The 11,351-nt window shown below is 49.9% G+C and carries 9 protein-coding genes, 1 rRNA gene and 1 riboswitch; of the genes, 6 read left to right on the top strand and 4 right to left on the bottom strand.

The genetic code is table 11. The annotated features are described in order from the left end of the window. Positions 1 to 247 (bottom strand): 16S ribosomal RNA (locus tag QTL79_RS17855); the annotation flags it as partial. Positions 248 to 568: 321 nt separating this feature from the next. Between QTL79_RS17855 and QTL79_RS17850 the strand changes: the two genes are divergently transcribed. From QTL79_RS17850 to QTL79_RS17830, 5 genes are all read left to right on the top strand, one after another. Continuing rightward, entirely contained in the window at positions 569 to 1,510 is a 942-nt protein-coding gene (locus tag QTL79_RS17850) for a substrate-binding domain-containing protein (RefSeq protein ID WP_346356292.1), read from the top strand. Then, a complete protein-coding gene (locus QTL79_RS17845) occupies positions 1,507 to 2,979 on the top strand; it encodes an ATP-binding protein (protein ID WP_346356291.1) in 1,473 nt (490 codons plus the stop codon). Before QTL79_RS17850 ends, QTL79_RS17845 begins: the two co-directional genes overlap by 4 nt. After that, entirely contained in the window at positions 2,972 to 3,640 is a 669-nt protein-coding gene (locus QTL79_RS17840; protein ID WP_346356290.1) for a response regulator, read from the top strand. The genes QTL79_RS17845 and QTL79_RS17840 overlap by 8 nt, the downstream gene beginning before the upstream one ends. A gap of 175 nt (positions 3,641 to 3,815) precedes the next feature. Further along, positions 3,816 to 4,955, top strand: a complete 1,140-nt coding sequence (locus QTL79_RS17835; RefSeq protein ID WP_346356289.1) for a glycerophosphodiester phosphodiesterase — start codon at positions 3,816 to 3,818, stop codon at positions 4,953 to 4,955. An 84-nt stretch (positions 4,956 to 5,039) separates the two neighbouring features. Beyond that, complete coding sequence (locus tag QTL79_RS17830; RefSeq protein WP_346356288.1) at positions 5,040 to 6,383, top strand: MFS transporter; 1,344 nt, start codon at positions 5,040 to 5,042, stop codon at positions 6,381 to 6,383. A 119-nt stretch (positions 6,384 to 6,502) separates the two neighbouring features. Here QTL79_RS17830 and thiT read toward each other — a convergent pair whose 3' ends face one another. Next, on the bottom strand, positions 6,503 to 7,159 hold the full coding sequence (gene thiT, locus QTL79_RS17825) for an energy-coupled thiamine transporter ThiT (protein WP_346356287.1): 657 nt from the start codon (positions 7,157 to 7,159) through the stop codon (positions 6,503 to 6,505). A 51-nt stretch (positions 7,160 to 7,210) separates the two neighbouring features. Further along, a riboswitch (TPP riboswitch) is annotated at positions 7,211 to 7,317 on the bottom strand. Between the two features lie 18 nt (positions 7,318 to 7,335). Further along, positions 7,336 to 8,079: a thiamine diphosphokinase gene (locus tag QTL79_RS17820; RefSeq protein WP_346356286.1), complete on the bottom strand. Its 744-nt coding sequence runs from the start codon at positions 8,077 to 8,079 to the stop codon at positions 7,336 to 7,338. Between the two features lie 79 nt (positions 8,080 to 8,158). On the opposite strand from QTL79_RS17820, the gene QTL79_RS17815 reads away from it, so the two are divergent. Further along, the gene (locus tag QTL79_RS17815) at positions 8,159 to 9,793 is read left to right on the top strand and encodes a glycoside hydrolase family 26 protein (protein WP_346356285.1); all 1,635 of its coding nucleotides are present in this window, start codon (positions 8,159 to 8,161) and stop codon (positions 9,791 to 9,793) included. A gap of 52 nt (positions 9,794 to 9,845) precedes the next feature. On the opposite strand, the gene QTL79_RS17810 is transcribed toward QTL79_RS17815, so the two are convergent. Beyond that, a complete protein-coding gene (locus QTL79_RS17810; protein WP_346354798.1) occupies positions 9,846 to 11,303 on the bottom strand; it encodes an IS1182 family transposase in 1,458 nt (485 codons plus the stop codon). Positions 11,304 to 11,351 lie beyond the last annotated feature (48 nt).

Here is an 11,351-nt window from a genome sequence, read left to right as displayed (position 1 = left end):
TTCGAGTTGTTGTCCCCATCTTAGAGGCAGGTTATCTACGCGTTACTCACCCGTTCGCCACTATTTGTTGTTCAACACCCAACCTTCAACTGAAGTGTTATCCTCTTTGATAACGCGTTCCCTCTTCGCTTTCGCTCATCGGTAACGCCTCCGCAAAGATTCGGTGTTAAACAACAAACCGTTCGACTTGCATGTGTTAGGCACGCCGCCAGCGTTCGTCCTGAGCCAGGATCAAACTCTCCATAAAATTATGAAGAAGCTTCATCAGCTCTTTATAACAAAAACATTATTGTTTGTTGAGTCATCATCACCGAAGTGATGACGTCTCCGCACATCTGGCTTTTCATTCTTTTCCACATTGTTCAGTTTTCAAGGAGCACCGTCACCGCTCTTGGCGACTTCTATATACTACCACACTTTCTTTGTTTATGTCAACATCTGTTTTCTCTTTTTTCTTCGCTTTCTTGCTACTTTTTTCTTTCTCAGTCTTCCTTTCTGATGCTATAATGAAAGATAGTCTTATTTTCGCACTAAAATTTTTGTTACTATATTAAGGAAGTGATTTGTTGTGCCTGCTTTTTTACGGGCTGTTTCCTCATTCCTTTTCTTGCTGCTTTTATTATTCAGCTCTGGTTGTACCAATCGCCAGTCGACGTATATTGATTTCAGCAAAGCGCAGGAAAACGCTGCGGTCGATTCGACCGACAGCGACAACCACTTGGAGCAGCGACCGCTCTTAATCGCTTTGGCTTCGGTTATTTCGCCCAAAGAAACAATCGGTTATTACCGGGCCATCGCACAGCATGTCGCCAAGGCAACTGGTCGCCCAACGGTCTTGATTCAGCGTAAAACGTACGCCGAAGTTAACATGCTGATGTCAAATGGCGAAGTGGACATCGCCTTCCTCTCTACCGGCGCTTACGCTTCCTATCGCGGCATGAATGAAATCGAACTCTTGGTGATGGCGGAGCGTAGCGGCAATTCTCTTTATACGCCCGACGTTATCGTTCATCGCGATAGTGAATTCCAGTCGCTCGAAGACTTGCAGGGCCGTACCTTTGCTTTTACTGACCCGCTGAGTTTTTCCGGCCATATGGTGATTGAGGATTATCTGAGCCGTCAAAACACCGTACCGGAAAAATATTTTAAGCGCTTTTTCTATACCTATAACCACGATAAATCACTTTGGGCCGTTGCAAATAAGTTGGTTGACGGCGCCAGCATCGACAGTCAGATTTATGAATATGCCAAACTGCGCAATCCTTCACTGACGGAGAAAATCCGCATCATCTCCTCTCTGAAACCGTCGCCAACCGGGCCGGTCGCGATCAGCAAACGAATTCCCGCAGAGCAAAAGGAAGCGCTGCAGCAAATCTTCCTTAATATGAACCAAACGCCGGAAACTGCGGAGGCAATGCAACAACTGATTATCGACCGCTTTGTTCTGCCTCAGCCCGATCTATACGCACCCTTGAAGAAAATTTATGATCGTTCGAGCGTGATCCTATGAGTACGCTTTGGCATCGCCTGCAACGCCTCAGCCTCTATTATAAAGTCAACGGCCTGATCATCGGCATGCTTTTGCTCTGCAGCCTGATCATCGGCTTCATCATGCTGCAAAGCACCTCTCGCCTCTTGGACAGTCAAATGGAAAAACGCGGTACCGAAATCGCAAGCTATATCGCAGCACTGAGCAGCAATGACATTTTGATCGAGGATCATTTCTCCATTTTCGACCGCCTGAATAAGACAAAAGCCAACAATGAAGAAGTACGCTACATCCTGGTAACCGATTCCGCCGGGCGCATCCTGGCGCATACTTTTACCGGCCCGCTGCCGCAAGGTCTGCCTGCCGTATTGCTTCCCCCTCCGCCGCCGCTCGATACGACATTGCCGAGCGAGCTTCCTTCCAGCCATCAAATCAGCCGTTTTAGCAGCAACGAAGGACCGATCCGTGAAATCAGCGTTCCTATTGAAGGCGGCGACATCGGCTTCGTGCGCGTCGGTATGTCGGAAAAAACGACGCAAATTTTACTCGCGCAAAAATTCAACGAGATTATTTTGACGACGCTGCTGATCTGTTTTCTTGCCGGCATCGGCGCAACGCACATCACCTTTGTGCTCATCCAGCCAGTGCACAATCTCTCCTTGATCGCGCGCCAGATTCAAGAAGGCAACTACGATGTGCAGGCAGATGTACGCAGCGAAGATGAGGTTGGACGTTTGGCAAAGAGCTTTAACGCGATGGCCGCCAGTCTGCGCGAAAAGGACCTGGAAAACAATCGTTTATTAGAAGAATTGCGCGCCAAAGAAGCGCTGCGTGCTTCCTTGATGAGCAAACTGTTCACCGTCCAAGAAGACGAACGCCGCCGTCTCTCCCGCGAATTGCATGACGAAACCGGCCAGTCGATGGCCTCCCTATTGGCCTATATGAAGGTGCTGCTCGCTAAGTTGACCAGCGCCGAACAAAAAGAGCTGCTCATGGGCGCGCGCGATGTCGCGATCAGCGTCTTGGACGGTTTGCGCAAGATGGCGGTGGAGCTTCGTCCGCCGGTGCTTGATTATCTGGGCATTGTGGCCGCGTTGGAAAAATACGCGCAGAATTTTGCGCAGCAGCATTCAATAGAAGTGAACTTTGCGCCGCCTGCGGAAAAACTGCTCGTCTCCAATGACATTGCGCTCGCGCTTTATCGGATATTGCAGGAAAGTTTGACCAACATTGCCAAACACGCGAATGCGCACCGCGTCGATATTGAGTTGACGAAAAGCTTCGAACATGTAAAAATGGTCATCAGGGATGATGGACAGGGCATTCATGCCAACGCCTTGGCAACGGCCTTAGAACATAACCGTTTGGGACTCTTCGGTATGCAAGAACGCGCTGAACTGCTCGGCGGTAGCCTGGTCTTTCGCTCTTCGCACAAGCAGGGCGCTACAATCATTGTAATCTTACCGATGGGAAGTGACGGACATGTCTAAACTTCGAATTCTCTTAGCCGATGACCATTCGGTGCTACGCGCCGGACTCAAACTTTTGTTGAACAGCGAAGCCGATTTTAGCGTAGTCGGCGAAGCCGCGAACGGCGAAGAGGTGCTTCGCTTGTTGGAACACAAAACCGCCGATATTTTATTGCTCGATCTCTCGATGCCGCAAATGGGCGGCTTGGAGTGCATCCGTGAAATTAAAAGCCGCGGCCTCGCGGTCAAAATTCTCGTCCTGACCATGTACGCCGATGAACAATATGTCAAAGAGGCCATGCAGGCCGGCGCAATGGGCTACGTAGAGAAAAACGCATTGGACACCGAACTCTTTATCGCACTGCGCACTGTCGCACAGGGACATCGTTACCTCAGCGCGCAAAATGCGCAGATTTTGCTGAACAGCCTGCTGACCGATTCGCCGCACGAATTGAACGACGATCCCTATACGCTGCTCAGCGCACGCGAACGGGAAGTTTTGAAATTATTGGTGCGCGGTCACTCCATGAGCCAGATTGCCGAAATCCTCTGCATCAGCGTCAAAACGGTCGACACATATAAGACAAGGCTGATGGAAAAGTTGAATTGCAGCCGCAAGAGCGAACTGGTTGAATATGCGCTTAAATACAGCCTGCTGCCGAGCAAAGGCCAGATCTCTTAGTTTTCTTCACACTAGGGGCCGCGAATCATTGTAAGAATTTATCTTACAATGATTCGCGGCTTTTTTCTTACGCTAAAATCAGGCTTTTCCCGCTACTTCCAATTCTTGAATAGTGTGATAATTAACGTTGTAATCATCCTAATCACAAACGAGAGAATAAGGAGAGTGTTAGGGAATGAAAAAGAACTGGAAAAAGGCCCTGGCCGCGGGTGCAGCCGCACTGGTTTTGACGACCGGTTTCAACGTCGTCGACATGAAAGCCGCCGAAGCGAAAGTCAACTTCGAACTGTTTGATTTTGAAGCGCATCGCGGCGGACGCGACGCACGTCCGGAAAACACACTGGTTTCCTTCGCTTATGCTATGGAACTGGGCGTGACCACTTTGGAAATGGATATGCAGATGACCAAGGACGGACAGCTGGTCATCAGTCATAATCCGGTACTCAGCCCGAATCTGACCAAAGGTCCCGACGGCAAATATGTCGCAGCTGACAAGTATGACATCCGTACGATGACGCTTGCCGAAGTGAAGCAATTCGACGTCGGCACGATGAATCCGGCAGCCGGCGGTTATTATGACGGCCACGGCAAAACTCAGCTTTCCGTACCGGGCACAAAAATTCCGACCTTGGAAGAAGTGTTCGAATTAGCCAACGCATACGGCAATGACAAAGTGATCTTTAACATCGAAACCAAATCCTACGTCAACCCTGATCCGAACGCTAAGAACAACGCCGATCCGGTTGCCTTTGTAAAAAAAGTCAACGAAGTGGTTAAAAAATATGGCATGGAAAACCGCGTGACATTGCAGTCTTTTGACTGGCGTACACTGAAAGAGATGAAAAAGATCAATCCGAACATCACGCTGGTCGCTTTGACCTGTGAACAGCCCTCCTGGGGTCCGGACGGCGTCTATCGCCAGGTGAACCAACCGGGCGCATCGCCTTGGATGGCAGGTATTGATATTGACAAGTATAACGGTGATTTCGTCAAAGCAGCAAAGGAATGCGGCGCTGACATTGTTTCTCCTTACTGGGAAGAACTGTCCAACGAACTGGTTGCCGAAGCGCATGAACTCGGCATGAAGGTTGTGCCTTGGACCGTTAACGATCCGAAGAAGATGAACATGCTGCTCGACATGGGCGTAGACGGCATGATCAGCGACAAACCTTGGCTGATGCGCGAAGTCCTGATCCAACGCGGCATCAAGGTTGCCGATCCTGTGATTAAAGCTGACAGCCCTTATCACACCGGCACTGACATCGTCAGTGGCGAAACCAAAGTCACCAAAAAAGGCGGCGACTCGGCCGAATAATGATAACAGTGCGTGAAGGATGCTTACACCTTAAGCATCCTTCGCACTATTATAAATTTATCATCTGAAAAGTGAGGTATTATAATGTTAGAACTCTTCTGGAAAGTATTTGCGACGGGTCAAGATAAACCGGCTATGACCGGCGATCAAGGCACCATTGCTAAAGAATTCAACAAACGTCGTTGGTCGGTCTTCTCTTCCATCACCTTAGGTTATGCACTCTTTTATGTACTGCGTCTCAATTTCTCCGTCATCAAAAAACCGTTGATGGCAGCTGGCGTGCTGAACGCACAGCAACTGGGCATCATGGGCTCGGTCTTTTTTGCCACGTACGGCATCGGTAAGTTCGTCAACAGCTTCCTGGCTGACCGGATGAACAACAAGCGTTTCTTTGCTTTGGGACTTTTTCTTTCCTCGGTTATTACTGTAATTATGGGCTTCACCAATGAATATCTGCCGCTCGTTGTTCTCTGGGGCATCAACGGCTGGTTCCAATCGTTCGGCGCCGGTCCTTGCATCGTTTCGCTGAATCAATGGTTCAGCAACCGTGAACGCGGCACCTTTTACGGCATCTGGTTCACGAGCCATAACTTGGGCGCAGCCTTCACTTACATGGCAACGGCAACGATCGTCGGCGCTTACAGCTGGAAAATGGGCTTCATCATGCCGGGCCTCTTCTGTATGCTCGGTTCGCTGCTGATCTATTTCTTCATGTATGACCGTCCGGAAACCTATGGTCTGCCGAATGTCGCAGAATTCAAAAACGATCATGCTCCGATCGTTGAAAAGGAAAAATCCGTCGGCGCGCTGCAATGGGAAGTCGTTAAGCGTCCTGCGGTCTGGATTCTTGGTCTTTCCAGCTTATGCTGCTACATTTCCCGTTATGCGATTGAAAGCTGGGGCATCATCTATCTGACCGAAGCCAAAGGCTATTCTACGCTCGGCGCCAGCGGCGTCTTGGGTGTAATGCAGTTCGCCGGCATCTTCGGCGCACTGACTTGCGGTCTCGTCTCCGACAAATTCTTTAACCACAAACGCAACATGCCTGCTTTGATTTACGGCGTTCTTTACGCTTTGTCGATTGCTTTGTTCGTCTGGGCTCCGGCGCATCCGATGATCGACATGGGCAGCATGGTCCTCTACGGCTTCACGATGGGCGCATTGGTTTGCTACCTGGGCGGTCTGATGGCCGTTGACATTTGTCCGAAACGCGCTACCGGCGCGGCAATGGGCATGATCGGCCTCTTGAGCTATGGCGGCGCAGCGGCGCAAGAAGTCGTCAGCGGTTATTTGATCAATTCGCACATGACCATCGTCAATGGCAAAAAAGTCTATGACTTTGCACTGGCTGCCGATTTCTGGGTCGGCGCAGCGGTCGTATCCTTTATCCTGGCCGCTTTGGTCTGGAACGTTAAAGCTAAAGACTAAATTCTTTTCGCATAAGGCCGTCTGCTGCAGTGAAAGTCTCGGCAGACGGCTTTTTATTGCCGTCAAAGAAGAAGAGAGCCCGCAATGATTGCAGGCTCTCTTCTTTGCGTTTTATAAAATTACTGCGGCAAGGAATAGGAACGCCTTTCTCTGTCAAAGATGCCGTACAAGCGCTTTAATGGCAGCGCCGCCATTACAACTAGGCAGATAACGCCTTCCACACCGATAAACGTGCCATTTACCATCAATGAATACCAGTAGGGCGACATGCCAGGTGGCGCATAACTGCCAAAAAAGACGACGCCGGAAATAAAGTGGCAGATAAAACGTCCGAACATAGCCACTACCGTCCCCATCATTACATGTTCCTTGAAATAGCCGATTAAGCCAAGCGCAATAAAGGGCAGCGGATAGTCAAACAGCACCTGCAGCGGATGAAGCACATACGGGTCCAAGACCAGCGTAATGATGCCGTAGAGAAAACCGGCTAAAAAGCCGACTTCCGGTCCATAAAAGAGCGCTAAGAGCAAAATAGGCGCCATACTGCCCAGCGTGATGCTGCCTCCCTGCGGCAGATGGTAGAGCCGGAACACTTTCAAGACCGTCGCCAGCGCGAGCATCATGCCGATATTGGCCATCACACGCGGCGTTAAAGGGACTTTTCGCATGCGAAGACTTGCTAAAATCAATAATATAAGCCCCGCAAGCGTAAGCAGCGATGTGGGATGAGCCGTCAATTCCGTCAGATTTTTCGTTAAGGTTGCCGCGTCAATCATATTTTCTCCCCCTTTTATCAATAAAAAAAACCACGACCCGAAAAGAGTCCTGGCAAAAACGGCAGGCTTCCCTTCGCTGGCATTATCCAGATCAGGTGTAAGGGTTAATGAGGCAACGTCTCATCTCTCAGCCCTGGCGGGCACCCCTAGCAATACGCGTATTTAGTTTGTCCTAATCATATTATACTCCGCACAACTTGACAAGCATCCCAGGAAAAATAGATGCCCAGCCAACCGCTTTCTACCTGAAAGGCCGGTTTCTCGTCTTTTTCCGGCCGGTTGCAAAGCGTTGCCGGACGCGTCGGTTCGAGCAGCTCGGATGGAAGACTCCAATGTCCCCCCTTCATTTGCACACCGTTGCAAGGCCCGGCAAGCGGCAAAAGCGAGATCACTTCAGGCGCTTGCCAATCGATAATTTCAAACGACGCCGGTCCCGGCAATAAGACCAGCGCCTCCTGCTCATCCGCCATGATCCAGCCCCGTATGCCCCATTCCCTGCTCCAGATCAGACTGGTCGCGTTAGCCCAGGCATGGTCGAAACGTCCGCCAAACGCGCCGCTTACGATGACCGCTGCGCCATCGAACGTTTTTCCGGCCTCTTGTAAAACCAACTGCAAATCGGTCCAGTCCTTATCTTGCGGAAAGAGCGCCACACGGCTGCCCTGTTCTGAGGCCCATTGCCAGCCGGCAATCGTCCCGCTGTCCCGATCGCCAAGCAGTACTTCCGGAACGATGCCGGCCAGTCGGCAGGCATCTACGCCGCGATCGGCGCACCAGACATGACGCTGCACGCTGCAGCTCGTCAGCCATTCGCTTTGCGGCATCCGCCCGCCCGCTACCACCAGCAGCTGTTCTTGCCCCAAGGAAAATGAAAACCGCCCCGTCAACTGAGGCAGTCGTATGATCTGCTCATCTATCACGATCTGCTCCTTTTGCAAACTGAATCTCTCTATGATAAACTAAACCGGATACTATGAAACTGAGGTGAATTCTTTGCGCATGCATCTATCTGTCTTATTTCTTGCCGCCTGCCTTTTTTTCCTGCCAACCGCTTCGGCAAATGCCGCTTACTGGCTTAACGGCTCACCTGTCGAAAGCATCGACAGCGCCGCCTCCGAGCAGGATCTTAAAGAACTGACGCCGCAAAACGAGTGGTATGGTCGTTTTACCGATCACCCGGCCGGCTACAGCCTTTTGATTCCGTCCTCTTTACAGGAAGACTTCACTCTTTCGCCGGTGCGCAACGTCTTTTTTAATGATACGACGCGCATCGAGATCTACTATGACAATTTTTCCGGTACGGAAAACAACAGCCGCGATTATATTTCCTATGGAAATCGTTTCACGCTGAACACGAATGATCATACGGTTTTGGCGGAAGACTCACGCACGATCAACGGCTTGCGCGCACATATCCTGGAGTGGCAGCGTCGGCCACTGGCGCATATCGAGAACGACAAGCGTTATTATGCCAGCGCCGAATTCGTGAAAAACGCGAAAGAAGTCTATACGGTTTTCATCAAATCCAGTCAGCCGATTACAAACGCGCGCGAGATCTTCAGCAGTTTCCGCCTCGCTGCGCAGACAGGACGCGCGGTCTACAGCAAACCGCTGCTGCCGGCGCGCTCCGCAATGAACAAAGAAACGGCCGCACTCTTTCAATCCGTTTTCTCCGCCAAAGCGCTTTTAAGCTGGGGCATGTTTGAACCCTCGGCGCCGGAAACGATGTCCTATCTGACTGCGATCGAAGAAAAGCTTAACTATCCGCTTAATTTCATCATCCGTTACCACACGCTGGAAGAGAGACTCCCGCTGCGCGGTTTGCAACAGGCCTATGCTGCGGGCAAAGTTGTCGAGCTTACCTTCCAGTCGATCCGCCCCGGCAACGCGGTGGCAATGTCGGCGGCCAATTACCGTAAAGACAACGCCAGCACGATTTATGATATTCTCGACGGCAAGTACGACGCTTATCTCGATGAATATGCGCAAAGCCTGAAAGAATTCAACCATCCGATCCTCTTCCGTCTCAACAATGAGATGAACGGCGACTGGTGTTGGTACTCCGCCTATTTCACCAATAAGGATGCGGCTATGTACATCGCCCTTTGGCGCTATCTGCACGACCGTTTCCGCCAGGCTGGCGTCGATAACCTGATCTGGGTCTGGAATCCGCACGACGTATCAAGACCCGACTTCAAATGGAACCATGCACTCGTCTACTATCCGGGTGATGAATATGTCGACGTCGTCGGCATGACCGGCTACAATACCGGCACCTACTTTCCCGGTGAAACGTGGCGCGATTTTGACGATATTTACCGCCCCTTATATGCCGAGTACAGCCAAGTCTTCGATAAACCGTTCATGCTGACCGAATTTGCCGCCAGTTCGGTCGGCGGCGATAAGGCCGCCTGGACGCGCAACATGTTCCGCCAGATCCGCCAATATCCGAATATTAAATTGGCGATTTGGTGGAGCGGCATTGATTATGACAACAACGGGCAGCCCGGCCGTATCTATCTGCTGGATGAAGACGAAACGATGACCGAAGTCTTTCGCGACGGCTTCAAAGCTTTCCCACCCGTTAAGCTCAATATTCCCGCCGCAGAACCGAAGCCCGGCAACGCGAAATAAAAAATAAGCAGCCTGCCTATGCAGACTGCTCAGACCGTCGACAAAATGCACTTTACGCAAAGCGTAAGGTGCATTTTTCAATTTCAGTTATCCAATTTTCACTGCAAAAACGCAGTTTTTCGAAAAAACGTTGAAAAACAGGCGGTAATATACCCCTGCGTTTCTTCCAGGTCGCCAGTTTTTTCAGATTCATGCATGCAAAAGTAAGCGTCACCTGCATTTTCACTTTCTGCAGGCCACGCAGTTGCGTATAGCGCATTGCATGCTTTTCTTTTGCATCTGCAAAGACACGCTCAATTGTTTGCGAGCGCAATTTGTAAATATCGCGATATATCGGCATGTGCCGATACTCATCAGCAAGTTCCAGATAGGATTCCCATACATGCCTTTGGACTTGCTTTTGATGCGCTTTGCTCTGCGTGCATTGCTCTAAATGCGGACACACTTTGCATTGTTTTGCATCGCTTTTATATTCTTGATATCCTTCACGATTCGTCGTACTGTAGCCAAGCGCCTGGTTGCCAGGGCAAATCATGCATTCATAATATTCATCATATACGTATTCATATTTCTTGAAGAACCCTTCTTTTGTCATAGGACGCTTGTAGGGAACGACAGGAATTCGGCCACTGTCGATAATTTGTTTCATAATCCAGGGCGTTTTGTAGCCCGCATCGACGGCAACGGTTTCGGTTTCAGGGAAATAACTGACGACTCGTTCATACAGTTCATCAAACAATCGACTGTCATTAACATTGCCCGCTGCGACTTCGTATCCTAATATGAAGTTATGCCGGTCACAAGCCGTGTTGGTTACGTAGGCAAAGCATTTTTCATGCTCGCCTTTATGAAACAAGCCGCTTTCCGGATCCGTCGTACTTTGCGTGATGGTTTTACCTTGCGGCGGATTTTCATCGTCGTCTTTATCTTTTAACCGTTTCTTGCCATGGTTTTCGCGATCGGCTTGAATTTCCGCATTCAGTTCATCTTGATATTGCTTGGCCGGAATCGGCACAAACACTTTTGCGCTTTTCTTTTTGTTGGCTCGTGCTTTGATATGGGTTCCGTCAATGAATACGGAACTTGCATCAATGAAACCGCAGTTTACTGCTTCGTACAGGATGCGCATAAAGATCCGCTCAAACACATCGCTTCCTTGAAAACGCCGGGTATAATTCTTGCCGAAGGTTGAAAAGTGCGGGACTTTTTCGGTAAGGCCGTATCCGATAAACCAGCGGTAAGCCATATTTACTTCAATTTCTTTCATGGTTTGACGCATGCTACGAATGCCGAACAGGTATTGAATCAGTACGATCTTAAACAGACTCACCGGATCAATTCCTGGTTTGCCTCGTTCGGAGTCGCTATATAAACCGTCGACTTCGTCGTAGATGAAGCGAAAATCGATGGCTCGTTCAATGTCTCGTAATATATGATCTTTCGGTACTAAATCTTCTAAGCAGAAGAATTCAATTTGGCTTTGTTGACTTCGATCTTTTTTCTCGTACATAAAATCACTCCCGCTAATGATTTTATCATATCATTAGCGGGAGTGGAG

It is taken from the genome of Azotosporobacter soli (assembly GCF_030542965.1).
In the GTDB taxonomy this organism is placed as follows: Bacteria; Bacillota; Negativicutes; order SG130; family SG130; genus Azotosporobacter; species Azotosporobacter soli.
The sequence above is the reverse complement of the archived record's forward strand: the minus strand, read 5'-3'. Positions and strand labels throughout refer to the sequence as shown.

Excerpts from the sequence above, each read along its gene's own strand:
- QTL79_RS17840 (WP_346356290.1), top strand. The coding sequence starts at position 2,972 with ATGTCTAAACTTCGAATTCTCTTAGCCGATGACCATTCGGTGCTACGC.
- QTL79_RS17815 (WP_346356285.1), top strand. The coding sequence starts at position 8,159 with ATGCATCTATCTGTCTTATTTCTTGCCGCCTGCCTTTTTTTCCTGCCA.
- thiT (WP_346356287.1), bottom strand. The coding sequence starts at position 7,159 with ATGATTGACGCGGCAACCTTAACGAAAAATCTGACGGAATTGACGGCT.
- QTL79_RS17810 (WP_346354798.1), bottom strand. The coding sequence starts at position 11,303 with ATGTACGAGAAAAAAGATCGAAGTCAACAAAGCCAAATTGAATTCTTC.
- QTL79_RS17830 (WP_346356288.1), top strand. The coding sequence starts at position 5,040 with ATGTTAGAACTCTTCTGGAAAGTATTTGCGACGGGTCAAGATAAACCG.
- QTL79_RS17835 (WP_346356289.1), top strand. The coding sequence starts at position 3,816 with ATGAAAAAGAACTGGAAAAAGGCCCTGGCCGCGGGTGCAGCCGCACTG.
- QTL79_RS17845 (WP_346356291.1), top strand. The coding sequence starts at position 1,507 with ATGAGTACGCTTTGGCATCGCCTGCAACGCCTCAGCCTCTATTATAAA.